The organism is Paracoccus alkanivorans (assembly GCF_003697785.1).
GTDB classification, from domain to species: domain Bacteria; phylum Pseudomonadota; class Alphaproteobacteria; order Rhodobacterales; family Rhodobacteraceae; genus Paracoccus; species Paracoccus alkanivorans.
On sequence record NZ_QOKZ01000006.1, the window covers coordinates 290,391 to 316,110 of the forward strand.

The 25,720-nt window shown below is 61.4% G+C and carries 20 protein-coding genes and 1 tRNA gene; 10 read left to right on the forward strand and 11 right to left on the reverse strand.

Features of this window, described 5'->3' with window-relative positions; all coding sequences use genetic code 11:
* Nucleotides 1-36 precede the first annotated feature (36 nt).
* Nucleotides 37-1,062, reverse strand: a complete 1,026-nt coding sequence (locus C9E81_RS16495) for a DmpA family aminopeptidase (protein ID WP_122113439.1) — start codon at nucleotides 1,060-1,062, stop codon at nucleotides 37-39.
* A gap of 556 nt (nucleotides 1,063-1,618) precedes the next feature.
* Here C9E81_RS16495 and C9E81_RS16500 point away from each other — a divergent pair.
* Nucleotides 1,619-1,703, forward strand: a tRNA-Leu gene (locus C9E81_RS16500).
* 131 nt (nucleotides 1,704-1,834) lie between these two features.
* Nucleotides 1,835-2,368 (forward strand): CAP domain-containing protein, encoded by a 534-nt coding sequence (locus C9E81_RS16505; protein WP_243698693.1) that lies wholly within the window; start codon nucleotides 1,835-1,837, stop codon nucleotides 2,366-2,368.
* Nucleotides 2,369-2,490: 122 nt separating this feature from the next.
* Here the strand turns inward: C9E81_RS16505 and C9E81_RS16510 are convergent, their stop codons facing one another.
* Entirely contained in the window at nucleotides 2,491-3,078 is a 588-nt protein-coding gene (locus C9E81_RS16510; protein ID WP_122113440.1) for a DUF924 family protein, read from the reverse strand.
* Nucleotides 3,079-3,140: 62 nt separating this feature from the next.
* The gene (locus tag C9E81_RS16515) at nucleotides 3,141-3,914 is read right to left on the reverse strand and encodes an SDR family oxidoreductase (protein WP_122113441.1); all 774 of its coding nucleotides are present in this window, start codon (nucleotides 3,912-3,914) and stop codon (nucleotides 3,141-3,143) included.
* Nucleotides 3,915-4,040: 126 nt separating this feature from the next.
* Between C9E81_RS16515 and C9E81_RS16520 the strand changes: the two genes are divergently transcribed.
* A complete protein-coding gene (locus tag C9E81_RS16520) occupies nucleotides 4,041-4,952 on the forward strand; it encodes a LysR family transcriptional regulator (RefSeq protein ID WP_122113442.1) in 912 nt (303 codons plus the stop codon).
* A 408-nt stretch (nucleotides 4,953-5,360) separates the two neighbouring features.
* Here the strand turns inward: C9E81_RS16520 and C9E81_RS16525 are convergent, their stop codons facing one another.
* Together C9E81_RS16525 and C9E81_RS16530 are read right to left on the reverse strand one after the other, a co-directional pair.
* Nucleotides 5,361-7,280 (reverse strand): DUF2207 domain-containing protein, encoded by a 1,920-nt coding sequence (locus tag C9E81_RS16525; protein WP_208021203.1) that lies wholly within the window; start codon nucleotides 7,278-7,280, stop codon nucleotides 5,361-5,363.
* Nucleotides 7,281-7,302: 22 nt separating this feature from the next.
* Nucleotides 7,303-7,872, reverse strand: coding sequence for a LemA family protein (locus C9E81_RS16530; protein ID WP_122113444.1), 570 nt, complete (start codon nucleotides 7,870-7,872; stop codon nucleotides 7,303-7,305).
* A gap of 312 nt (nucleotides 7,873-8,184) precedes the next feature.
* On the opposite strand from C9E81_RS16530, the gene C9E81_RS16535 reads away from it, so the two are divergent.
* From C9E81_RS16535 to C9E81_RS16545, 3 genes are all read left to right on the forward strand, one after another.
* Nucleotides 8,185-8,742, forward strand: coding sequence for a DJ-1/PfpI family protein (locus C9E81_RS16535; protein WP_122113445.1), 558 nt, complete (start codon nucleotides 8,185-8,187; stop codon nucleotides 8,740-8,742).
* 21 nt (nucleotides 8,743-8,763) lie between these two features.
* Nucleotides 8,764-9,126 carry a ribbon-helix-helix domain-containing protein gene (locus C9E81_RS16540; protein ID WP_122113446.1) on the forward strand — a complete coding sequence of 121 codons (363 nt, stop codon included), beginning with the start codon at nucleotides 8,764-8,766 and terminating at the stop codon, nucleotides 9,124-9,126.
* A 318-nt stretch (nucleotides 9,127-9,444) separates the two neighbouring features.
* Entirely contained in the window at nucleotides 9,445-10,005 is a 561-nt protein-coding gene (locus tag C9E81_RS16545; RefSeq protein WP_122113447.1) for a 2'-5' RNA ligase family protein, read from the forward strand.
* Between the two features lie 174 nt (nucleotides 10,006-10,179).
* On the opposite strand, the gene C9E81_RS16550 is transcribed toward C9E81_RS16545, so the two are convergent.
* Entirely contained in the window at nucleotides 10,180-11,085 is a 906-nt protein-coding gene (locus tag C9E81_RS16550; protein ID WP_122113448.1) for a LysR family transcriptional regulator, read from the reverse strand.
* Between the two features lie 140 nt (nucleotides 11,086-11,225).
* Here C9E81_RS16550 and C9E81_RS16555 point away from each other — a divergent pair, with 140 nt between their 5' ends.
* Both C9E81_RS16555 and C9E81_RS16560 read left to right on the forward strand, forming a co-directional pair.
* Entirely contained in the window at nucleotides 11,226-11,867 is a 642-nt protein-coding gene (locus C9E81_RS16555) for a glutathione S-transferase family protein (RefSeq protein ID WP_122113449.1), read from the forward strand.
* A gap of 33 nt (nucleotides 11,868-11,900) precedes the next feature.
* Nucleotides 11,901-13,541, forward strand: coding sequence for an FAD-binding oxidoreductase (locus tag C9E81_RS16560; protein WP_122113450.1), 1,641 nt, complete (start codon nucleotides 11,901-11,903; stop codon nucleotides 13,539-13,541).
* Nucleotides 13,542-13,900: 359 nt separating this feature from the next.
* On the opposite strand, the gene C9E81_RS16565 is transcribed toward C9E81_RS16560, so the two are convergent.
* The 5 genes from C9E81_RS16565 to C9E81_RS16585 all read right to left on the reverse strand — a co-directional run bounded on the left by C9E81_RS16565 (nucleotide 13,901) and on the right by C9E81_RS16585 (nucleotide 22,241).
* Nucleotides 13,901-14,374 carry an SMI1/KNR4 family protein gene (locus C9E81_RS16565; protein WP_122113451.1) on the reverse strand — a complete coding sequence of 158 codons (474 nt, stop codon included), beginning with the start codon at nucleotides 14,372-14,374 and terminating at the stop codon, nucleotides 13,901-13,903.
* A 54-nt stretch (nucleotides 14,375-14,428) separates the two neighbouring features.
* A complete protein-coding gene (locus C9E81_RS16570) occupies nucleotides 14,429-16,222 on the reverse strand; it encodes an HNH endonuclease (protein ID WP_166461951.1) in 1,794 nt (597 codons plus the stop codon).
* Nucleotides 16,223-16,849: 627 nt separating this feature from the next.
* Nucleotides 16,850-20,041 carry an efflux RND transporter permease subunit gene (locus C9E81_RS16575; RefSeq protein ID WP_122113453.1) on the reverse strand — a complete coding sequence of 1,064 codons (3,192 nt, stop codon included), beginning with the start codon at nucleotides 20,039-20,041 and terminating at the stop codon, nucleotides 16,850-16,852.
* A 122-nt stretch (nucleotides 20,042-20,163) separates the two neighbouring features.
* A complete protein-coding gene (locus C9E81_RS16580) occupies nucleotides 20,164-21,384 on the reverse strand; it encodes an efflux RND transporter periplasmic adaptor subunit (protein ID WP_122113454.1) in 1,221 nt (406 codons plus the stop codon).
* Between the two features lie 50 nt (nucleotides 21,385-21,434).
* Nucleotides 21,435-22,241, reverse strand: a complete 807-nt coding sequence (locus tag C9E81_RS16585; RefSeq protein ID WP_122113455.1) for an alpha/beta hydrolase — start codon at nucleotides 22,239-22,241, stop codon at nucleotides 21,435-21,437.
* A 225-nt stretch (nucleotides 22,242-22,466) separates the two neighbouring features.
* Here C9E81_RS16585 and C9E81_RS16590 point away from each other — a divergent pair, with 225 nt between their 5' ends.
* Both C9E81_RS16590 and C9E81_RS16600 read left to right on the forward strand, forming a co-directional pair.
* The gene (locus tag C9E81_RS16590) at nucleotides 22,467-23,390 is read left to right on the forward strand and encodes a LysR family transcriptional regulator (protein WP_122113456.1); all 924 of its coding nucleotides are present in this window, start codon (nucleotides 22,467-22,469) and stop codon (nucleotides 23,388-23,390) included.
* Nucleotides 23,391-24,089: 699 nt separating this feature from the next.
* Complete coding sequence (locus C9E81_RS16600; protein ID WP_122113457.1) at nucleotides 24,090-25,682, forward strand: ABC transporter substrate-binding protein; 1,593 nt, start codon at nucleotides 24,090-24,092, stop codon at nucleotides 25,680-25,682.
* Nucleotides 25,683-25,720 lie beyond the last annotated feature (38 nt).

The following is a 25,720-nucleotide window of genomic DNA, read 5'->3' on the forward strand; positions in this document are numbered from 1 at the left end:
TTTCAGCGCAGGGTCGGTATTTTGGCGATGGAACCGTCAGATGCCGGAATCGAGCCAGTCCGACAACAGCGGGCGGCTCTTCCCATCTTTTCCTGAGACGGCGGTTGCCGCACAAAGCGCGTTCAGCACGGCTTCTTCGGTGGCCTCGCAGGCAGCACGGAACATGTCGTCGATATGGCTGTCATGCAGCCGCCGGATCGTAAGGAAATCGCTTTCGGCACCATGCGGAACGCGATTCGCCGTGGTAAAGCCCAGCACGATATCCCCGCTGCCATGCCCCCAGAAGGCCCCGAGCCGGGCCAGCCCCGCCCCCGCCCGGCGGCAAATCCGCTGCAACTGGCGCTGATCGACCGGCATGTCGGTCGCCAGCACCACGATGACCGAACCTTTCTCGGGGCGGGACGGCTGGCGCAGATCGGGGCGGCGGCCATCGGGAAGGATCAAATCCCCAGCCCGTCCGAAATTCGCCAGCACCAGCACACCAAGATGCCGCGTTTCACCCGATATAATCACCTGCCGCGAAGCGCTGCCGATCCCGCCCTTGAAGCCGAAACAGGTCATTCCGGTGCCCGCGCCGACCGAACCTTCGGCAAAATCCGCCCCTGCGGAGTCGATGGCGGCGATGGCGTCGGCCTCGGTCACGGCCATTGCCTGGATATCCGACAGGGCGCCATCGTTGCACTCGCCGACCACCGCATTCACCGTCGAGCTTTCGCGCCCGATATCGGGGTTTTCGGCGATTGCGCGCCCGATCAGCGCATCGACGCAACGCCCGACTCCGAAGGTGTTGGTCAGCAGAACCGGCGTTTCCAGCAGACCCAGCTCGGCCAGCTGCACCAGTCCCGCGCTCTTGCCGAAGCCGTTCACGACCTCGACGGCCGCCGTCAGTTTCCGCCGGAAAAGGTTACCCGGTTGCGGGACGATCGCGGTCACGCCAGTATTCACCGCACCTCGCCGGATGGTCCGGTGACCGACCGTAACCCCCGGCACATCGGTTATCGCGTTGCGCGCGCCCGCGGACATAAGCCCCGGCCCCGCAGCGAAATCCCGATATCGCGCCATCCTGTCTCCTTCCGCGATGTAATATGACTGCCGGGCTCCGTGAACCCCGCGTTTCATCCGACCAGCCCTGTCTGCACCCGCGCGGCCCGCTGGTAAAGCTCTCAAAGATGCGGGGACCGGAATGCTCCTCTCCCGGTATCCCAATGGAAGCAATGACCGGTTACGCCCCGGTCATGTCACGCATGGCCCTTCGCCAGGTTTGCCCGGTGCATGCCCGATATATTCCAGCAATCGATGGCGCTTTCTATGCAGGCTGGTCAACCTCGGATGCCGGCCAAAAAGGAGCGGGTTCAGCACAGGCCGGCAGTGCCGGTGGTCAGGCCGAAGCCCCCGGACACCCACCCGGAACCCGATGCGGACACAAGCTGAAACACGACGGTTCCAACCTTTTTTCTGACTGCGTTACGGGGCGCGATACCTCCCTGTTGACCGCCCCGCATAAGGCATCTATCTACCGGCAGGTTGCTGCGCCGTTTGCTGCGGGACTGTTGCGGGAATCGCGACCGCAGCGACATTCGAGGGGCAAGCCGGAAGGCTAACCCCTCGGGATGACCGTGCGGGTGTGGCGAAACTGGTAGACGCACCAGATTTAGGTTCTGGCGCCGCAAGGCGTGGGGGTTCAAGTCCCTCCACCCGCACCATTCAATCCCCAGCAATTGCTGATAAACCCTTGCATTCCGTTGCCCCGCCGGTTTTTCCGTTACAGGCTCGGTCAGGAAAAGCCGTATGATGGGCAATTGTCGCCAACCAGAGATACAGGGAGAAAGCCGAGATGTTCTCCGGCAACCGAAACGCTGTCGTCGCAACCTCCATTGTGATCCTTCTTGCCACTGGGTGCACGCTTGCCGAAAGCAACAAGGGCCACACTGGCGCCGAAATGTCACCTGCCGGAGAAGCGCGATGCATTTCCACGACAACAGCGCAACAAGAGTTTGGCGTTCGGGCCACGAACGATGCCCGAAGCCGTGCCGGCTTGCCGCCAGTCAGGGCAAACGCCACACTTGCCCGCGCGGCGGCAGAGCAGGCCTGCGATATGGCCCGGCAAGGGCGGATGACACATGCCGGTAGCTCGGCGAGCCGCCCCGGGCAACGAGTGAAGGCATTGGGCTATCGCCCCCGGATCACCGCAGAGAACATCGCGGCGGGTCCTTACAATCTTGAACAGGTTCTTTCAGTATGGAGTTCGTCCAGCGGACATCTCCGCAATATTTCGATTCCGCAGATACGTGATTTCGGCATCGGGCAGGCGATTGGTCCGGACGGGAGGACTCGATACTGGGCAGCTGTCTACGGCGCTCCCAGGTAAAGTGGGCTGCGCCACCAGTGCATGGTTTGAGCAAGCCAGCGGGCATTGTAGATGGCGTGCAGGGACCGTGACGAGGCGGCGCAACATACTGGGCATGACCGCTCCCTGTCGAATTTTTGTAACTATCCCTGGAATCCACCGTCATTCAGATACTGGCTTTCCTCGGGTGTCAGCGCCCGGTCGAAGATCGGCTGCCTGTGGGGAAACCGGCCGAAGCGGGCGATAATGCTGTGGTGGCGTTTGGCCCGGTGAAGCCCCGAGGGCAGGTAGCGGCGATGCAGTTCCAGCGACAGTTCCTGATCTTCAGGCGTTTCGGAATGAGCGAAGGGCAGCAGCATGAAGACAAGCAAATCTCGCGGCACCAGGTCAAGAAAGCCTTGCTGCTCAGCGAGGCGGGCCACCGCCAGGGCCTTTCCGTCTGTGCGATACATTCGTTTCGTGCCCCGAAAAGCATTGCGGGGATATTGATCGAGCAGGATCAGAAGCGCGAGGCAGCCGTCGGGTGTGGCCTCCCATGCCGCAAGATCGCCTGCCGTGGCAGCGTCATGCAATGTTTCAAAACATGCGCGAAAGGCAGCATCAAACGCGGGCGATTGGGAAAACCAGTTCTCCGCAGCGTCCCGCCACCATGCAATCACCTCGCCGATACGCGGGTCGGTCAGAAAGGCCACCTCGCGGCGGCCGAATGTCTTTTGAAACGGATTATCCATTGCGCGCCCCGATCTTGCTGATTGGAAAAGGCCGGTGGCAAAATGCCACCGGCCAAAGAGGATCACTTGGTCGTGTAACCGCCGTTCACGAGGATCGTCTGGCCAGTCATCCACCACCCGCCGGAGACCATGAAGATGATCCAGGGCGCGATATCCTCGATATCGGTCAAGCCGGTCTTCGAGAACGGAGAGAGCGCCGCCGCCGTCTTGTGATAGGCAATCGCATCCTCTCCTTCGGCGGGATAGAAGAACGGGGTATCCATCGGGCCCGGCCCGATCGCGGTGACCGAGATGCCGCGCTCGCCCAGTTCCTTCGACGCCGCACGGGTAAAATGCTCGACCGGAGCTTTCAGCCCCTCGTAGGCGGCATAGAAAGGCGTGTAGGCGCCGAGAAGCGAGGTCACGATCGTGCAGATCTTGCCGTTGTCGTTGACGTGCCTGCCCGCCTCCTTCAGGAAGAAAAAGGCCGATTTGACATTGACCGCGCAGGACAGGTCAAAGACCTCTTCGGTCACTTCGGCCATCGGTTTCTTCACCACCATGCCGACGGTGTTGATCGCGATGTCCGGGCGTCCCACGGCGGCGACCGTGTCCGCAAACAGTTTCTCCATCGCCGCCGCCGACGTCAGGTCGGCCTGGAAGGCGACTGCTTCGGCACCTGCGGATTTGATTGCCGCGACCGTTTCATCCGCCGCCGCCCTGGTCGCATCGCTGTTGTAATGAATGACGACGGCTTTTGCGCCGGCTCCGGCGAATTCGCGGGCCAGCAAGCCGCCCAGGTTCTTGGCACCACCCGCAATCAGAACCACTTTGCCTTCAATGCTGTTTCTCGACATGTCATTTCCTTTTTTCGCTCTGAGAACGCCGCCCGAAGCGACGTCTTGCGAAAATATGACCTGTCTTGACTTACAGATAAACATGCCGTTCCTGTCATCATTTGACAGGAATGACGAACAATAGACATGGACCGAATTCATCAGATGCGCATCTTCGTTCAGGTCGTGGAGAGCGGGAATTTCACGCGCGCGGCCGCAGCACTCGGCCTGCCGCGCTCTACCGTATCCAGCATGGTGCAGGCGCTCGAGGACCGCCTGGGCGTTCAACTCTTGCAGCGCACGACCCGCGTGGTGCGTCCGACGCAGGAAGGTCTGCAATTCGCCGATACCGCCCGCGACCTGGTTGACGCTGTCGCTCAGGCCGAAGGCCAGTTCCGGCATCGGCCCGAAGAGGTCTCCGGTCGTTTGCGTATCGACATGCCAAGCCGGATTGCGCGGCGCCTCGTCATCCCGCATCTGCAGGACTTTCGCAGGCTCTATCCGGCGGTGGCGCTGGACATCAGTGCCACCGACCGGATGATCGACCTGGTTTCAGAAGGGATCGATGCGGTGGTGCGCCTGGCCGTGCTGGAGGACAGCGACCTGATCTGCCGCAGGATTGGTGTGGTGCCGATACTGACCTGCGGTGGCGCCGACTACATCGCGCGTTACGGAACGCCGAGGACTCCTGCCGATCTGACGGATCATCATCTGGTCAATTATGCGCTCCGGATGCCCGCCCTTTCCGCCGAGTGGGACGGGCTGGAGAACGGACGCGAGATCACCGTTGCCATGCAAAGCCATCTCTGCGTCGACAATGCCGAGAGCTATGTCGCCGGGGCGCTGCACGGGCACGGGCTGATCCAGGTGCCTGCGCATGACGTGGCCGACGACATTGCCGCCGGACGTCTGGTCGAAGTGCTGGGCGATTACCGCCCTGCTCCGATCCCGATTTCCATCCTTTATGCCCGGCGACGGCATCTCGCGCCTCGCCTGAAGGTGTTCATGGACTGGATGGAGGGGCTGCTGCGTGCCGAAGGGTTCGCCGAACTTCAATAATCAAGACAGTTCGGGAGCCGCAACGGGCACACCGTGAAATGCGGTGGCGATAGCATTCGAGATCATTGGCCGGCCGTTTCGATCAATGCATCCAGCAAGCCGGAGGCATCCCCGTTCACGACGATCCAATTCATTACCTCTTCCGTCATCGAAGTCTCATTCGAATCGCTTATGGTCGAACCATATGACGATGCTGCATATACAGCCGAGCGGATCTGCCGCTTTGGCTGGCGACGCGGAGCCATATCGGCGACAGGCCAATGTTACCGGAATTGCCCGACATCCGGTCTGGCTCCGCGATGACAGGAAGGCTTCGATCTATATCCCGGCAGCCCATCGCCTGTGACGAGAGCCCGCGGTCTTGATGTTGGCAAGTGCCGGTTTCGGGCCTCGGGAAACGATCACCGGCTACCAACCGCCGCCGCCGCCGCCTCCACCGCCGCCACCGGAAAAGCCGCCGCCACCGGAGAAACCGGAAGACGAGCTTTGCGATACCGGCAACGAGGCGGTGAAACTGTCCGACAGGGAATCCGCCATGTTGCCGAGGCTGGCACCGACATCGCCGGAACTGAAACCCGTGCCGTGATACCAGTGTGGCCCGGCATAGGCGACGGTGCCCGCCGCAAGCGCCGTTGCCAGCCATGCGTCGAATGTCCGCGACCATGGTTTCTCGACCCCGAGCGCAACGGCATAGGGCAGCAATGTCTCGAAATGCTGTGGCGACATCCGGGGCGTGTCCTGCATGTTCATCCGGTCTTTTTCGGCAAAGGTCAGATATTGCTTGAGACCGGCGATCTCCGCCGAACGTTTCTGCCCGATTTGTGTCGGCGCGCCCATGATGCAGAAAAAGACGATATTGGTAATCACGAGCCCCGCGACGATCGCGAGCATGCGCAAATCGAACTCGATCCGTGTCAGCATCTCGAAGACGCCGCCCGCCATGTTCAGCCCGATGAAGCCGATGACAGCCGTCACGATCACCGCCCGGATCCGCGCTCCAAGCGAGTGCGCCCCGCGGAACTGGCGCCCTATACTGACGGCGAATATGGCAACGACGATGGAGGGAACGATCATGGCGAAAATGGCCGCGATGGTTTGCGGCGCGAAACCCTCCATCGCGATGACGAGCAACAGCACGGCCACCGAAAAAAATGCGCCGAACCCGAGGTAGAGCGGGTTGGAGCGGTAGAACTGGTTTCGATGTTCCGATTCCACCGCCCGCCGGAACGCACGGCCGATCGACTGCACCCTGTCACCATTCGACTTGTTGACGGCAAGCGTATCGCCATCAGCAGGCAGCGCATTGAGAATGGCGCGTTGTCCGATGCCGATCCCCTCGGGAACGCCATTGCCCTTGCGGCGGATCGTCATGGTCCGCTTCGGCCGGTCGAGTTCCAGATGGCCCTTGACGGCAAGGTCGATCACCGAGGCGGAGAAGGCTTTCCATCCATCTCCGCGAAAGCCGCGCTTCTCGATATAGTTTGCAAGTGCCGGAGAGATGCCCTCCGGCGCTGTCCAGCGCGGCACGACGATGTCTTTGGGCGGATCGCGCCCCACCCTGTTCCAGGCCCACAGGTAGAAGGCGAATATGATCGCCAGGCCGCCGGCACCGATGATCCAGCCCAGATTGTCCGGCCGCCAGTCGGCGTTCAGTTCCTCCTCGGAGACCGGCGCGACCACGCCCTTCGGGAAGGCAACGACCGCGGTCAATCCCTCTCGCCGGTCAAGCGCCCGCTTGGCCTCGACAAGAACACGGTTCCCGCCATCGACAATCTCGGCCTGGGCGGCCTGCTCGGTCGATCCGTGGGAACCGGTGAAATAGGTCACATCGGTCGCGCGGCCACCGGAGGGCAGCCTGATCTCGGCGCTCGCTTCCAGGACCGGGAAGTCCCAGCCATTGCCGGTGACGTTCCAGTAAAGCTCGTCATGGTCGTCGAAATAGCGGATCTGCCGTGTCGTGTCATAGATGATCTCGTAGCTGTGCACATCGTGAGGCAAGACAACATCCGCATCGCCAATCCGGATACGCAGCACGCCCGAATCCCGCTCGACACTGTATGGCTCGTCCTTGCCGTCGCGCCTCACCGATCGCACATCCAGCCGCACCTCCCGGGTGCGGCCATTCGCATCCTCGTAGCGCAGCGGAATATCCCGGAAGATACCGCGGGAGATCTGCTCGCCCTCGGCATTGACGGTGATGGTTTCGGTTACCGTCAGCGTGGCATCCGCACCGACATCGATCAGCGCATGGAAATTCCGGATCTCCTCATCCGCGAGGGCAACCCCCGCCAGCCCGAGGATGAACAGGAAGGCCGCAAGGAGACGCATCAGGGTTTTCATGAGCCCGCCGTCAGTTGAACGATACTTTCGGCACCGCGCGGTCCTCCGCATTCTCGATCTCGAAGAATTCCTCCTGGCTGAAGCCGAAAGTGTTGGCAATCAGGTTGGAAGGAAAGCTTTCGACCTTGATGTTCAGGTTGCGCGTCGCGCCGTTATAGTAGCGGCGCGACATCTGGATTTCGCCTTCCAGCGCTTCGAGCGAGCCTTGCAACTGCACGAAATTCTCGTTCGCCTTGAGGTCCGGATAGGCTTCCGCCACCGCGAAGAGCCTGCCAAGCGCCTGCCCCAGCATGCCCTCCACCTGCGCGCGGCCGGCAACGTCATCGCGCGGCATGCCTTGCGCGCGGGTGCGCAGTTCGGTTACTTCCTTCAGCGCCGCACGCTCGTGCTGGGCATAGCCTTTCACGGTCTCGATCAGGTTGGGGATCAGGTCGGCGCGGCGCTTGAGCTGCACGTCTATGCCCGACCAGGCCTCCCGCACCATCTGGCGGGCCCGCACCAGGCCGTTATAGGCGATGATCACATAACCGGCGATGGCCAGGAGGATAACGAGCACGATAGTTCCGAAACCAAAATCCATGATCCAATTCCCATTTCAACAACGTTCAGAGCGGCAAAATAAAGAAACCGCGCCGTATACCCGTATAGTTGTGGCTGTAATGAGCGAAACAGGCAACCATCTGATGGCAAACATCGCCGTCGGGACGAAAAGGCGGCCGTTCCCGCAACGTTTCCTACATGTGGCGGGGTAATTCGTCCGGAGCGTTCTTACGGCGCGAAGCCGGGTTGCAGCGGTCTGACGCCCTGATCCCGGGCGTAGTATCCGGGTAACACCCGCATGCGCCTTACTGGTCCTAGACTGCGAACAGAACCATCAGCAAGGGAGGATGAGATGGCGAAGATCCTGATGATCACCGGCGATTTCACCGAGGATTACGAAACCATGGTCCCGTTCCAGGCGCTTCTGGCCTGTGGCCACGAGGTCGATGCGGTCTGTCCCGGCAAGAAGGCGGGCGACACGGTCAAAACCGCGATCCACGATTTCGAGGGCGACCAGACCTATTCCGAGAAACCCGGCCATAATTTCGCGCTGAACGCCGATTTCGACGCTGTGGATGCCGCCGGCTATGATGCGTTGGTCGTGCCGGGAGGCCGGGCGCCCGAATACCTGCGGATGAATCAGGAGGTTCTGGCGAAGGTGCGGCATTTCTTCGAGGCGAAGAAGCCCGTCGCGGCCATCTGCCATGGTGCGCAACTGCTGGCCGCCGCGGGGGTGCTCGAGGGGCGGACCTGTTCGGCCTATCCGGCCTGTGCCCACGAGGTCACGGCCTCGGGCGGCAGTTTTGCCGATATTCCGGTGACAGAGGCGGTGACCGATGGTAATCTGGTCACAGCGCCGGCCTGGCCCGCCCACCCGGCATGGCTCAGGCAATTCATGGCCCTTCTCTGACAGCGACGAAAAGGACGCCCGATGTGCGAGCTTTTCATCAAGGCCGACGCCAACCAATGGCAGAGCCGCACCCACAGCCTGCGCATCGACGGCGTGTCAACCTCGATCCGGATCGAGAACCACTTCTGGGACACGCTGACCGAGATCGGAAGGCGCGACGGGATGACCGTCGCGCAGCTTATCACCCGGTTATGGCACGAGGCGATGGATGCCGACCATGATCTGGGCAACTTCACGTCGTTCCTTCGGGTCTGCTGCGCACGCTACCATGCGCTGATCGCTGCCGGCGAGGTATCGGCCGATCTGCATGTGCCGATCGCCGGCCATCCGGCGCGGGAAATCCTTGCGCGCGAACAACAACGGCGCAACCTGCGTATGAATTGAGGCCGCCTCGCCGATGGCGGAATGACGTATGTTCCGATCTCGACTCCCGCCGTTCGACAAGGCAATATCTACGCACGCCCCTGCCCCACCCGCCCCGCCGTGTTCGTGCGCATTGCCGGGCGGAGCCGGCCTCGTTTACATCAATCGCGAATCCACAGGTCGCTTTGGAAAGGCCATCTCATCCGGTGAGACCGCCGGATCGGATAGCCCGTTGATTACGCCGCCTGTAGCCGAACGCGCAATCCAACTTTCCTTTCCCTTTAATTTGTTCCTATTTTGTTCTATAATGCCGGAGTCAGTTGCAAGAAGGTTGCGATCATGACCAGACATATCCTTTTCGACCGGCGCCGGCCCCGGCACATCCTTTTCTTTGCAGCGGTTCCGCCGCCGCCTTTCGCCACATATGTCCAGCAGATCTGGCCGATCATCGGCACCGGTGACAGGCTTCGTGACAGGACACTTCACATGACCATCTTACCGGTCATCGGGAAGGATGTCGTGGATCCGTGGCTGGTTCGCGCCCTGACCGGAGCCCTTGCGGGTTTCAGCTTTCCGGCATTCGATATCACCTTCGATCGGCTCGTGGCATTCAAGGCAAGGAAAAAACGGCCGATCGTCTTGAGAACGCCAGAAGCGAATGCCCCGGTGGACCGGCTTGCCCAAACAGTCGGACGCGCCCTGAAGCGGGTATTCCCGGCTTTCCCGAAGCCGGGCAAGGTCACGCCGCATGTCACGCTTGCCTATGGAGCGGGTTTTGACGGGGAACGTCTTTTACCCGCTCCCCTCGGGTGGCACATTCGGGATATCGCGCTGATCGACAGCGTGCAGGGAGAAGGGCGTCATATCCAGTTGGCAAGGTGGCGTCTCGGCTCCGACTGACATTCTGGGGATCGGCAAGCATGCCCGGACTGCGGTCATTCAATCCATTCCGGTCACACAACCGCAAGCCCGCCACTGGCAGGGGCATAACCGAACAGTTCCGCCCGCCCCGGCCTAGCCATGGGCTACGGCACGGAAAAGCTGGCCGTTAGGACCTATCCGCGTGGAGATTTCTTAACTTTTCCAGTTCAGCCCGGCAGTTTGCCGCAAACGCTCTGCCGCGAAATCTATGAATGCGCGGACTTTCGGCGCGGCACGGCGCCCCTCGATATGGACCAGGTGAATCGGCAGCGGTTCGGGCTCCCAATCCTCAAGCACGGTTCGCAGCGTTCCGGCCTCCAGATCGGGGCTGACCTGGTAGGAAAGCGCCTGGCAGATGCCCCAGCCACCGCGGGTGATCTCGATAGCGGCGGCTATGCTGCTGACGCTGAGCCGCGGCTCCACTCTGACCACATGTTCGCCACCCGGTCCGAAACGCCATTGCCGGCCGGCATTGAGCGGCGCGACCGACATGACGCGATGAGAGATCAGTTCGTCCGGATCCCGTGGCCAACCCCGCTTTGCGAAATAAGCGGGGGCACCGCAGACGACGCGGCGGACCTGCCCGACCCGGATGGCGGCAAGACCGGAGGAAGGCAGCGGGCCAATGCGCAGGGCAATATCGAAGCCTTCCTCGACGATGTTCACGACCCGGTCAATCATCAGCACGTCCACGCTCACGCCTGGGTGGCGGTCAAGAAACTCCGTCACGATCGGAGCGATGTAGATCCGCCCGAACTCCTGCGGACAGGTGATGCGAAGCTGCCCAACGGGAGTCTGGGCCGCACCGGTAGCCGCTTCGTCAGCCGCCTGAAGATTGGCCAGGACTTCGCGCACGTCCTGCAGATAGGCCCGCCCCACATCCGTCAGCCTAACCTGCCGCGTGGTGCGCGTGAAAAGCCGAACCCCGAGCGCGGTTTCGAGCGCGCCGATGCCTCGCGTCGCGGACGGCGCGCTCAAACCCACGGCGCGGGCACCGGCGGCAAAGCTTTCGGCCTCTGCCACCGCAACGAACACTTTCAGGCTTTGCAAGCGATCCATGAGCTCCCTATTGTTTCAATAAACAAAATACTAACTTTCAAAAGAAATCCATTATTTCACAATTAACCAATCTTTAAGTTGACGTCTACCGACACGCGCTGCCCCGGCAGCTTCATCTCTTGATTTGAAAGGAGTCTTCCATGCCCGACGTGAATGCCCACAATAGCGCGCCAGTGACCCTTTATCGCAATCCGAAATCCGGTCATTGCCACCGGGTCGAGCTGATGCTCGCGCTGCTGGATGTTCCCTATGAGACCATTGATCTCGACATGGGGAACGGGGCGCACAAGGCGCCCGAATATCTCAGGATCAGCCCGCTCGGGCAGGTTCCGGCGATCGAGGACAACGGCGTGACCCTGTCGGACTCGAACGCGATTCTCACCTATCTGGTCGAGCGCTACGGCGACACTGCCGTCTGGCGGGGCGCCGACCCGGTCGAAAAGGCGGAAGTGCAGCGCTGGCTGTCCATCGCGGCCGGAGAGATCGCGGCAGGTCCCTGCGCCGCGCGGCTCGTCACGCTGTTCGGCGCCAATCTCGACCACGAGGCGGCGAAGGCCAGGGCGCATGCCCTTTTTGCCGTGATGGAGACGCATCTGACCGGTCGCGACTGGCTGGCGGCGGCGCATCCGACGCTCGCCGATATCGCGGGCTACAGCTATATCTCCCACGCGCCCGAGGGCGGGGTCAGCCTGTCCCCCTACCCCTCGATCCGGGCCTGGCTTGGCCGCATCGAGGCGCTCCCGGGCTTCGTGGGCATGGCCCGCTCTCCCGAACTGGCGTGAACCCGGAAACAGAAGAACGGATGCGGCGCAGCCATGACACCTAAAGACTCTCCCTTCCATGTCGGCGAACTGGAGGCGCAGCGCCGTGCCAAGGTGGGCGACGTCGCATCCTGGGCCGGTGGCTTCATTCGTGATCACATGCCCGATCAGCATCGCGATTTCTTTGCGATGCTGCCGTTCCTCGTCGTTGCCGGCGGTGACGACAAGGGATGGCCATGGGTCACGATCATCGAAGGCCCGGCCGGATTCGCCCATTCGCCCGACCCGCGCAGGCTTTCGGTCAGGTCCGGATTGCACCCGCAGGATCCCCTGGCGGCTGCGCTCTTCCCCGGTTCCCGGATCGGGATCCTGGGGATCGATCTGGCAACACGCAGGCGCAACCGGCTGAACGGTCTGATCCGCGCGGCCGGTGGTAGCTTCGACATCGAGGTGCGGCAGAGTTTCGGCAACTGCCCCCAATATATACATCAGCGGAACTGGCATCGTGTCGAACCGGTCCCCGCGGCCAGGGCCCGCATTTCGCATCGGCTCGACCCGGACCAGAAAGCACGGATCGCGGCGGCAAACACCTTGTTCATCGGTTCCGGCCACAGCACGGGCGGCGATCGGCCTTCCGACGGTTATGACGCCTCTCACCGCGGCGGATCGCGCGGTTTCGTCCAGGTGGCCGATGACGGGAAACTGCTGCGTATTCCCGACTATGCGGGCAACAGGTTCTTCAACACCATCGGCAACCTGGTCCGCGATCCGCGAGTCGGCCTTCTCTTCGTTGATTTCGAGACCGGAGGCCTGTTGCATGTCGCAGGCCGGGCCAGGATCGATTGGGCGCCGAAAGACAGTCACGATCCGAACGCGCTGCGGATGATCGAGGTGACGGTCGAGAAGGTCATCGACCGCCCCGCCGCACTGGCTCTCCGGTGGAGCGAAGCGGGTGCCGAATTCAGGCAGTTGAAGGTCATCGGCAAGGTGTCGGAAAGTGACCGGATCACCTCGTTCCATCTGGCCTCACCGGATGGTGCGGCGCTCCCGCCCTTCGGGGCCGGCCAGCACCTGCCTGTCGAACTGAAGGTTCCGGGCCAGCCGGACCGGATCAAGCGAACCTATTCCCTCTCCGGCCCGCCACAAGCCGGCACATACCGGATCAGCGTCAAGCGCGAGGATCGCGGCATCGCCTCGGCCTTCCTTCACGCCGAGGTCGGGGTCGGCGCCACGATCGAGGCACGCCTTCCCGCGGGCGACTTCATCCTCCCCGCTGGCGAAGGCCCTCTTGTGCTGGTCAGTGCGGGCGTCGGGGTGACACCGATGCTCTCGATGCTGCACATTGTCGCGGCCAGTCACCCCGGCCGGCGCGTCTGGTTCATCCATGGCGCGCGCGACGGGCGGAGCCATGCTTTCAGGGCCGAGGTTGATGCGCTCGTCGGGATGCATGCAAACATCACGCGCAAAATCTTCTACAGCGCACCCCGCGAGACCGATATGCCGGGCACGGATTTCGACGCGGCGGGACGCATAACGGCAAAGGACCTGCTCGCGTTCGAGGCGGGCGCGGATGCTCGCTACATGCTCTGCGGGCCGGCGCGCTTCCTTGCCGATATTCGCGCCGGGCTGGAAGCCGGGGACGTGCCATCAAGCCATATTCATATCGAGACTTTCGGGCCCTCCGGGCGAGGCTGAACCGGTTCAGGCTTGCTGAAGGCCCGCATTTCCGAGGATCAGCATGGCTCACGCGGGCAGGCTGTCATGTCGATTTCCGCAAGGACCGACTGCGCATTGGGGACATACAAGGTCAAGCCGACCTGCAGCATGCTGCCTTGTGACGCCGGACCCGAACCCCGGGAATGCTGCGTTCCCCGGACCACTTCTCCTGCCAACCGACCTTTCCCGTAAATCGCGCGGATCAATGAAAGAGCTACAATTCCCGGTCAACAGGCTGCTTTCCGGCGAAGGAGACAGGTGGTGAAAAAAATCCGTTTGACCGAGGACGGATCACTGACCATCGCTATGAGGCTTCGGTTTCATCAGCGCCACGGAATTCAGTCGTGCAGGCCGTCAAGAAACTCATCGAAACTGTCTGCGATCTTCGTGATGGCATCCTCGCCCTGCTCTTCCAGGTCCTGCTCCGTATCGACAAGGGCAACTTCGGGCTCCGGGCCGTGCCGGTAGTCAAAAACGAAGATTGCATGACCTGAATTCGAGGTGAAGGGGATCAGCTTCGCTCCAAGCTCTTGCGGCAGTTCAGCGTCCAGTTCCTCGATGTAATGCCATATATTGTAGCTGGAGCCATTACCCTGAAAGTCCTTTTTCACAAAGAACAGCGCATTGACGGGGGTTTTTCTCTCGCCGATATCCGCGATGGCAGGACGAGGAATATCGCCGCGATGTGCCTTGACGAGCGCGCGATATCTCTCTGGGAGCTTTACGCCACGATCGGCTTCAAGCCCATCCAGATCAGCCTCCGTCACTTCCGGGAGATCACTTTTGTAGCGCACCCATTCGATATCAGCCATTTGCGCCTCCGAAACAAAATTTGACAGCAGGAATGATAAAATCAGCGGGATCGCTCAATTCCTTCCACCGCCCCAAGTCGCCATGCCACCAGTATGCGGGAAATTGTTATGTATTTCACGATCTACCAACTGCATTTTTCCGGTATCCTGATGATGGTGCCAAGTCAAATCCGGCGGGGACTGGTCGAAGTCCTTGCCCTCCTTGAAAAAGGCGACCTGCGCATCGGTCAGCCCCATCTTTTGGGCAAGGGACGGGTCTGCTTCCAGGGCAGAAGCCACCTGCTCGTTCGCCGCCTTGAAATGTGCGGCATCGGCGCCGCTGTTGATATGTGAGGCATCCAGATAGATATCCGCTTTGGAATCGAAAATCGGGAAGCCATCGGCGTCGTATTGGAGTTCCTGGCCATTTTTCGTATAGGTCACGGTGCCATCCGGATTGTTCTTGACATCGGTCACGCCCGCCTTGGGCTCTCGAAGGGTGACCACATCCCCATCGACCGTAAGCGCCTCGCGCTTGCCATCCGGCCGCGCGTTTACCGCCGGGCCATCCCCTATGGTCAATGTCCGGCCATCCACATTCTTCGTCGTCCCGATGGCATCGTCAACAACCAGTGGAGCACGCCTCGCCGCCGCCTGGAGAGCATCATCGACCTTCCTGCCGATATTGCGCAGCGCATCCTGAGCCGGTTGGGGCAAGGTTTTCATCACATCGTCGCCAATCGACTTGATGGCCCCGGAAATTCCCTCGAGCATCGGCCTGACGGTTTCCATGAATTTCTCGCTGCGCCCGGCGAGGTCGACGGCCTTTTCCATCGTCTGGACCCATTTGCCAAGCTTTCCAACCTTGGCCAGATCACCGACATAAGGCACAAGGCCGGCGGCAGAAATCAGTGCGCCGCCGACATCTCCCCGAAAGAGCGAGATGAGCGTGTTGGCGCCATCGGAAACCGGCGTGGGATCGGCAATGCCGGAAATATCGAGCGCCATCTGCGTCAGATCGGCAATTACCTCGCCTTCGCTGGCAATGTCACCGGTGCCGACGGCGTTGGGGTGACCGGGCCTGTCCACCAGTGACGGAGCGTCGAAACCCGCATAGCTCTCGGGATCGATGCGGCCGGTTGCCGAGGCGACCTCATTGAGCGCCCATAGTCTCGCGCTGTCGGTATTCTCCGGGCCGAGCAGCATATCACGGCCATCACCGGTTTCCATGACCGCCGCAATATTGGTGGCCATCATATCGCGCGCCAGCCGATCGGCCGGCTCGTTTCCGGGACGGCGCGTCAGCGCAATTGCTTCGGCCATGTTCTGCCGGTATTCCGGGCTCGCATCCTTCGCCCCGTCGTCGAGAAAGAACAGTGCCGTGGTCATTGCCTGCTGGCTTTCTTCCGGGACGCGTCCGGGCTCGGAGAGCATTTCCCACATTTGTCCGCGTGTTTCGGGACTGGCCGAAGCAAGGCGCTGAGCCAGCGCGACCTCGTTACCTCCATAGCTTCCGACGACAGCATCAAGGTCGAGCTCGGCAGCGGCATAGAACATCTCGCCATGGCGTTCGGTCATCCCCTGCGGGCCCGAGATTGCGCCGGCCGCAGCGATGCTCTTGTCTTCCTCAAGTGCTGGGCGGGCCAGCGCCTCGGCAAGAGCCGAGCTGGCGGCGGGATCATCGCGCACTTCATTCACGGCTTCCCGGATGTTCTCTCTCCGCCCTCCGTTATCCTTGGCCTGGCCATCCCAGGCTTTTACAGCTTCCTGCGCGAGATAGTCCTTCTCGGCCTTCGTCAGATCACCAAGTTCGGAATCCCCGGTGAGCGCGTTACCCACCTGCGTTCCACCCTCGCTGTCAAGACGCATACCGAGAACACGGTTCTCCTTCCCGGCATTGTCCCTGACGAACTGATCGATTTCAGCCTTGCGCCCGGAGCCGAGTTCGACAGCCGGATCAGCACCCGGAGCCCTGGGATCCGGACCGGAAGGTATTGTCGGCTCGGCCGGTGCCGTTATCTCGCTACGCAGCGGTGACGGCTTGTCGACAGGGCGCGGGACGGGTGACACCGCTTCGGATGGTATGGCTGCATTACGACGAACAGGCTCGAGGGCCATTGATCAAACCTCCATCTGGTAAGGCCAGCGGACAATGCATATCGATTCGCACCCGATGATCACTTCGGACGCTGACAGAATTGTGTCTGTCTTCTTCTTTTCCTTTCCCGCAGCAGATTCGTGCCGTTCTGACGCCGGGTTCAGTCCGGGCCCTGCGCCGCCCTGTCAGCAGGTGAAGAAATTCACCCGGAACAAGCTGTTCCAACTTGCGTGTAGATGCGGCGGCTGGCATCGGCATGGGGGTCGCGGGTAATGGTGAGCCGGATCATGATCCACCTTGCTGCCCGCAAAACCCCGAGAAGCGATCGCCTGCCGGTGCACCCGGTTTCCGGCACCGGCTGGACGCTGAAAGAAGAGCCCTCGGTCAGGAAGACAAGCTTACTCGGCCGGTGCCAAGGTGCCGTGATCTGTCATTGTCGACTGGCCCGACTGCTTGAGCGGTCGATTTCCCGTCAGCCGCCGCATGACGACATAGAAGACAGGCGTCAGGAAAATGCCTAATGCCGTCACGCCGATCATCCCGGCGAGCACCGCGAAACCCATTGCCGAACGCATCTCGGCGCCAGCCCCGGTCGACAGCGCAAGCGGCACCACACCCATGATGAATGCCATCGAGGTCATGAGGATCGGGCGCAGCCTGAGCCGGCTTGCCTCGATTGCGGCCTCTTTCGGCGTCATACCGGAAAACTCCAACTCGCGGGCGAATTCCACGATGAGGATGGCGTTCTTGGCCGAGAGGCCGACAAGCACCATGAAACCTATCTGCGTAAAGATATTGTTGTCGCCCTGAGTGAGCCAGACACCGACAAGTGCGGCAAGGAGTCCCGTCGGCACGATCATGATGATCGCCAGGGGAAGCGCGAGGCTTTCATACTGTGCCGCAAGGACGAGGAAGACCAGAAGCAGCGCCAGGGGAAAGATGATATAGCTGGAATTGCCTGCGATGATCTGCTGGTAGGTAAGGTCGGTCCACTCGAACTCGATCCCCTTCGGCAGGGTTTCGGCGGCGATCCTCTCGACAGCGGCCTGCGCCTCGCCGGAAGAGTAGCCGGGCGCCGGGCCGCCATTGATGTCGGCCGAAAGGAAGCCATTGTAGCGGTTGACCCGCTCCGGCCCTGCCGTTGGCTCGACCTTCATCAGGGCCGACAGGGGAATCATCTCCCCGGACTTTGAGCGCACTTCAAGTCTGGCGATATCGTCCGGCCGAGCGCGGTAAGGCGCATCCGCCTGCGCACGCACCGAATAGGTCCGTCCGAACTGATTGAAATCATTGACATAGAGCGAACCCAGGTAGATCTGCAGCGTGTCGAACACATCGGTGACGGCAACCCCGAGCTGATGCGCCTTGGTCCGGTCGAGATCGGCGTAAAGCTGCGGCACATTGATCTGATAGCTCGAGAAAAGCCCGGCGAGCGACGGCGTCTGGTAGGCCTTGGCAAGAAATGCCTTTGTCGCGTCGTCCAATGCCTTGTAGCCAAGACCGTTGCGGTCCTCGATCTGCAGCTTGAAACCACCGATCGTGCCGAGCCCTTGCACTGGCGGCGGCGGGAACATCGCGATGAAGGCATCCTGGAGCGTGGCATATTTCTGATTGAGCTGCATGGCGATCGCCTCGCCGGAAAGCTCCGGAGATTGGCGCTCGGAAAACGGCTTCAGCGTGACAAAGACGATACCGGCGTTGGAACTGTTGGTGAAGCCGTTGATCGACAGGCCCGGAAAGGCGACGGCATGTTCAACGCCCGGCTGCTCCAGCGCGATCTCGCTCATCTTGCGGATGACCGCATCGGTGCGATCCAGCGTCGCCCCGTCGGGAAGCTGTGCGAAGCCCACCAGGTATTGCTTGTCCTGTGCCGGCACGAAACCGCCGGGCACGGCCCGGAACATGCCGATGGTCGCGACAACGAGGGCGAGATAGACCCCCATGACCAGCGTCTTTCTTGACAGAAGCCGCCTCACGCCGCCGCCATAGGCCCTCGAACTCGCGCCGAAAACGCGATTGAAGCCGCGGAAGAACCAGCCGAACGGCAGTTCGATCGCACGGGTAAGCCAATCCTTCGGCGCATCGTGGGGACGCAGAAGGAGCGCAGCGAGCGCCGGCGACAATGTCAGCGAATTGAAGGCCGAGATCACCGTGGAGATCGCGATGGTCAGCGCGAACTGGCGATAGAATTGACCGCTCAGGCCCGAGATGAAGGCAAGCGGCACGAACACGGCGACGAGCACGAGCGCGATCGCGATGATCGGACCCGAAACCTCGCTCATGGCGCGATACGCCGCGTCGCGCGGTGAGAGGCCCTCCTCGATATTGCGCTCGACATTTTCGACCACCACGATCGCGTCGTCGACGACGATACCGATCGCAAGCACCAGCCCGAACAGGGACAGCGCGTTGATGGAGAAACCGAAAAGATGCATCACCGCGAAAGTGCCGATGACCGAGACCGGAACCGCCACGAGCGGGATGATCGAGGCGCGCCAGGTCTGCAAAAACAGGATGACCACCAGGACGACGAGCACGATCGCCTCTAGCAACGTATGCACGACGGCCTCGATCGAGGAGCGCACGAACTCGGTCGTGTCGTAGACGATGCTGTATTCCACGCCGTCCGGCATCGTCTGCTGAATCTCGGCCATGGTCTTGCGGATATTGTCGGAGATCTCGATGGCGTTGGAATTCGGCGCCTGGAAAATGCCAAGGGCCACCGCAGGCTTGTTGTCGAGCAGCGAGCGGAGCGAATAGTCGGCCGCGCCGAGTTCGACCCTTGCCACGTCGCGCAGGCGCGTGATCTGCCCGCCCTCCCCCGTCTTGACGATGATGTCGTCGAATTCTTCGGCTGTCTGCAGGCGGCCTTGCGCGTTGACCGACAATTGCAGGTCAAGCCCGTTCGAGTTCGGCGCGGCGCCGATGCTGCCGGCCGCCGCCTGCACGTTCTGTCCGCGGATGGCCGTGACGACATCACTGGCGGCAAGGCCGAGCCCGGCGAGTTTTTCCGGATCGAGCCAGATACGCATCGAATAATCGCCCGAGCCGAACACCTGGACGTCGCCGACACCCTCGATGCGGGCGATCCGGTCCTTGACATTGAGCACGGCATAGTTGCGCAGATACGTGATGTCATAGCGATTGTTCGGCGACAGCAAATGCACGACCATGGTCAGGTCGGGCGAACTCTTGGTCGTGGTAAGACCGAGCTGGCGCACCTCTTCCGGCAGCCGCGGCTCCGCCTGCGATACCCGGTTCTGAACCAGTTGCTGCGCCTTGTCCGGATCGGTGCCAAGCTCGAAGGTGACGGTCAGCATCATCTGGCCGTCCGTCGTCGCCTGGCTCGACATGTATAGCATGTTCTCGACACCGTTGATCGCTTCCTCGATCGGCGTCGCGACCGTCTCGGCAATGACCTTGGGATTGGCGCCGGGATATTGCGCCCGCACAACGATCGATGGCGGAGCGACGTCGGGATATTCCGAGATCGGCAAGGCCCTAAGGCCAAGCAGGCCGGCCACGACGATCAACACCGACAGAACCCCGGCGAAAACCGGACGGTCGACGAAGAATCTGGAAATATTCATGTCAAGTCCTCTTGACTGACGAGCGGACCAGCGCCGGCCAGCCCGCGCATGACGTGAAGCCGTCAGGTCGCTTGAGAAATTCGGATAACTTCCTGCCGATCGCTATCGGCAGGCAAAAAGCCTCAGCGTGTCTGCGCCTCGGCCACCTCCATGGCCGACGCCTGCTCGGCGGAGGCCATGGCGACTGGTTGCGGGGTGACCACGGCGCCGGGCCGCACGTGCTGAAGGCCATTGACGATGATACGTTCGCCGGGCTTCAGCCCGGTCCTGACGACGCGCAGCCCGTTGGCCCAGTCACCAAGAACGACCTCCCGGTAGTCGACCTTGTTTTGCGAATCGACGACAAGAACGAACTTCTTGTCCTGGTCCGTTCCGACAGCACGCTCGCTGATGAGAATCTGCGGTTCGGGCTTTGGCTGGCCAATGCGCACCCGCACGAATTGCCCGGGCAAAAGCCGGCCGTCGGGATTGTCGAATACCGCCCGGAGTTGAACGGTGCCGCTCGTCATGTCGACCCGGTTGTCGATGAACTGCAGGTGACCACGGACCGGCTGGCCATTTTCACCCGCCTCCATCTCGACGGGAATGCTTTCAATTGCGCGCTGCCCCGAGGAATCGGACGGCAATTTCGAGAGGATCAGGCCGACGACCTCCTCGCTGACGTCGAAGCCCACATAGATCGGATCCACCGAAACGAGCGTGGTGAGCAAGGGCGACGACGCGCCCGCCGCGACGAGATTGCCCGCCGTGACCTGGAGCTTCCCGATCCGCCCGGATATAGGTGCGCGGATCTGCGTATAGTCTAGATCGAGTTGAGCCGATTGAAGGGCCGCTTCCGCGGAACGCAGCGCTGCCGTCGCCTCGTGATAGGAACTGAGCCGCTGATCGAGATCGCTTTGGGAAACCGTGCGATGTTCGCCAAGCTTGCGCCCACGATCGAGTTCGAGTCCGGTGAGTTCCACACGCGCTTCGGCAGCGGAGACCTGGGCCTCGGCCTGGGCGACCACCGCCTTGAACGGGGCCGGGTCGATCGTGACGAGCACATCGCCCTTCCTGACGAGCGCACCCTCCCGGAAATTGACCGACTGGATCGCGCCGGCCACGCGCGAGCGCAGATCGACCCGGTCGACCGCTTCGAGCCGTCCGGAAAATTCCTGCCACATGGTGACGTCCTGCAGCTGCACCGCCGCGACCGAGACGGGGATTGCGGCGGGTGCGGCGGCAGCGGCGCTCGCGCCGGACCCGGCACCATCGGACTGTCCGACGAAAGTGATGGCGGCGGCGGTCAGGACTACAGCCAGTCCCGCGCCAGCGAACAGACGGCGAGAATTGAAAATCGTCATTGCAATCTCCTTCACGGCCTCCAGGCCGAAAAATCACTGCAGGGGTTTCCTTACGAGGAGAGCGCCCCTGTCTGTTGGAAGAACGCGGTGAAGTCACCGCGGATCGTATCCTCCCAGTCCCACACGATACCCGTCTTGTCCGCATAGCTGCCTGGCCAGCCTGTCGGGCCGGGCAGAACGTGTTCGCGAACAAGCACGCCCGCCTCCCGCAGGCGTCGCGCGTAATTCAAGCTTTCGTCCCGCATGGGATCGTCCTCGGCAGTGATGACCAATGCCGGGGACACACCCGCCAGCCGCGTGGACAAGGCTGGCGCCGCATAGGGATGGCAGGCCTTGGCCGCAAAGCCGAGATAATGGTTCCAGCCCTCCGCCCATCTGCATGGGTCCGGACTTTGCCCTGCTGCGCGAAAGGACCGCGTTGCCATGCACGGGTCGAGCATCGGAGACAGCAGGATCTGCCCGCGAAGCGCGTTCACCTGCCGGTCGCGCGCCATCAGGGCAACACCTGCCGCCAGATTGCCACCCGCCTCTTCGCCCGCGACGAAAAGAAAGGACCTGCGATCGGCCAGTTTCGCGCAGCGCCGCTTGAGTGCCTCCAACACGCTGAAAACAAACTTGAGCGCGGCAGGAAACGGGTTGACATTGGCCGGCGCATATTCCACGGAAACCACAACTGCGCCGGCATCGGCCAGACGCTTGGCGACACGCGCTCCGCTCGCAAGCGAACCGCCAAGAAACAGGCCCCCATGCAGGTGCAGCACGAGCGGCGGGGTTTCCGGTAACCGGTCGCCGATGTAGAATCTCACGGGAACAGGGCCCGCATCATCGCAATCGAGGACTTCCTCCTTGAAGGTCATGTGCTCCAACCATTCTTGCCCGCGGGATCCCCGCGCCGTTCTGCCGACCATGGCAATGCCGCGTCTGCACCTGGCAACTCACTGTCTGCGGGCTATCTCGCAATCCGGTGTTCCGCCAGCTCGTTGACTAACAGATGGGATTGTTCTCTTCTGGAAAAAGAAGTCTAAATTGAACCACACTGTTTCTGTACATGAACAATCGACAAAAGGCGGCGGAGACTTCCAATGGATCAGCTCGCGGCAATGCGCGCTTTCGTCAGGGTAGTGGAAACCGGCACGTTCACGCGGGCTGCGGATACTCTTTCGATGCCGAAGGCGACCGTCACCAAGCTCATCCAGGGGCTGGAGGCACATCTGCGCACGAAGCTTCTCAACCGCACGACCAGACGGGTTCTCGTCACGACGGACGGCGCTCTCTATTACGAGCGCTCGAAGAGGCTTATCGCCGATCTCGACGAGCTTGACGGCAGCATGGCGTCGTCACAGGCCCTGCCCCGGGGGAAATTGCGCATCGAGATGTCCGGCGCGCTGGCGAGCATGATCCTCGTTCCGGCGCTATGCCGGTTCCACGAGGCCTATCCCGATATCCAGATCGATCTCGGGGTTTCGGATCGGGAAATCGATATCCTCGCGGAAAATGTCGATTGCGCCATACGTGTCGGGGAACTGTCCGATCAGTCTCTTATCGCGCGCCGGATTGCCGAGATGAGCGTCTCGACCTGCGCCGCGCCCTTCTACCTGGAAAAATTCGGCGAGCCTCGGGATCCGCGCGACCTCGAGAACGGGCATCGGGTGGTCAGCTATTTCCGCCCGCCGAACGGCCGGCAGATACCATTCGTCTTTCATAACGACGCCGGCGAACGGATCGAGGTGACGGGCCGTTGCGTGGTATCGGTCGACGAAGGGATGACCTATGTATCCGCCGCGCGTGCCGGGCTCGGGATCGTCCAGGCGCCGACCTTCATGGTCAGGGAGGCGGTCGCGAAGGGGGAGCTTCGTCCTGTTCTGCGCGACTGGCATCGCAAGCCATTACCGGTCCATGTCGTCTATCCGCCGAACCGGCATCTGGGCAACAAGCTGCGCGTCTTCGTCGATTGGGCCGCCAATCTCTTCGCCGCTTCCGATATCGGCCGACCTCTGCACAGCTGACCTGCCACAAGGGCACCGGCATGCTCGCCCCTGAACCCATGTGAGCCTATATCCGCGCGGCCGGTCCACCGCTGTGGCAGGCTGTCAACCGGGATTTCGTTTTCATCGGCGGATTCTTTGGGCATTGATGATGTGACCGCCCCCGGATCCACAAACCGCCGAAATCCGCATCCGCGCGGCACTGATGAACCGCTGTAACGCACTCGGAGCCGCCGAGGTCGAGCGCATGGCACAAGTTCGGCGGGGAAAGGGGATATCCCGCTCTGGCAACGGCTTTTGCGGCAATGTCCCCTGCAGGGCCCCGCATCATTCGAATACATCTGCAAAATCTGGACAAGAGAGCCAGAAAGGTTCACCATCGCTCCGACCCACCACAGGCTGGGACTGAACATCTGGTCCGCACACCAAGCGGGTGGTATTTGGAACAATGAAGGATGGTATTGTAGCTGTCGAGGTGATCCAGTCAGTATTTTACCTCGATGATCGACCACTGGACAGGCCAGCTCACGGTTTCACGGACAAGACCTTGACGCACATCTTCCAGCTGGAAGGCGATGAAATCATTCGCTTCGATATGCAGGACTGCAGCACCTTGACGGAAAGCATGGGTTAGGGTCTGTACCGACACACAGGGATGAAATTGAACCGTCAGACCGGTAAACCCAACAGATATATTGTGAAGCACGACAGGGAAACACGATGAAAAAACTGCTTATATTCGCTTCGGCGCTCGCCATGTCTGCCGCCGTGGCAGAGGCAAAGACTTTTGTCTATTGCTCGGAAGCTTCGCCCGAGGGCTTTGACCCCGCGCCCTATACCGCAGGCAGCACCTTCGATGCGGGTGCTCATCCGATCTATAACCGGCTCACCGAATTCAAGAAGGGCACTACCGAGGTCGAGCCGTCACTGGCGGAAAGCTGGGAGGTGTCGGAAGACGGCAAGGAATATACCTTTCATCTGCGCAAGGGCGTGAAATGGCATTCCAATGACAGCTTCACGCCGACGCGCGAATTCAACGCCGATGACGTGATTTTCTCGTTCGAGCGCCAGGCCAACGCCGATCATCCATGGCACCAGTATATTCCGGGGCTCACCTACGAATATTATTCGTCGATGAGCATGTCCGAACTGATCGAGAAGATCGAGAAGATCGACGATCATACGGTGAAGTTCACGCTGACCGAACCGGCAGCACCATTCCTGGCCAATATCGCCATGCCCTTCGTGTCGATCGTGTCCAAGGAATATGCCGACTCGCTGGAGCAATCCGGCAATATGGCCGCGCTGAACAACGCACCGATCGGAACCGGTCCTTTCCAGTTCGTCAATTATCAGCAAGATGCTGTTATCCGTTACAAGAAGAATCCGGACTACTGGGGCACCGCGCCGCTGGTTGATGATCTGGTTTTCGCCATTACCCCCGACGCGGCGGTGCGTTTGCAAAAGCTGAAGGCGGGCGAGTGCCACCTGATGTCTTATCCCGCCCCTGCCGATCTCGAGGCGATCAAGGCCGATCCAAACCTTCAGTTGGGCGAGCAGGCCGGGCTGAATGTCGGTTATTTGGCCTATAACACCACGATCGAGCCGTTCGACAGCCCCAAGGTCCGCAAGGCGTTGAACATGGCAATCAACAAGGAAGCCATCATCGGTGCGGTGTTCCAGGGCGCTGCCGAGCCTGCCAAGAACCCGCTGCCACCAACCATGTGGTCCTATAACGACGCGATCGAGGATGATCCCTATGATCCCGAGGCCGCCAAGAAGATGCTGGAAGAAGAAGGCGTTACCGATCTGAAGATGCAGATCTGGGCAATGCCGGTCCAGCGTCCCTATATGCCCAATGCCCGCCGCACCGCGGAACTGATGCAGGAAGACCTGTCCAAGGTCGGTGTGGATGTTGAAATCGTGTCCTATGAATGGGGCGAATATCTGTCCAAATCGATGGAAGCCGGCCGGGAGGGCGCGGTCATCCTGGGTTGGACCGGGGACAATGGCGATCCCGACAATTTCCTGTCGGTTCTGCTTTCCTGCGCATCGGCGGATGAAGGTGGTGCAAACCGCGCATTCTGGTGCAATGAGGAGTTCTCGGGCCTGCTGAGCAAGGCCACCCAGACCACCGATCAGGAAGAGCGGACCAAACTCTATGAAGAGGCGCAGGTGATCTTCAAGCAGGAAGCCCCTTGGTTCACCATTGCCCACTCGACCACCTATGTGCCGATGGCGAAAGGTGTCACCGGTTTCGTCATCAGCCCCCTGGGTGATTACACCTTCGATACCGTCGATATCGCCGAGTAATCGGGCGGAAGTCCCTCAACCGGAACCGAGCGCGCGGG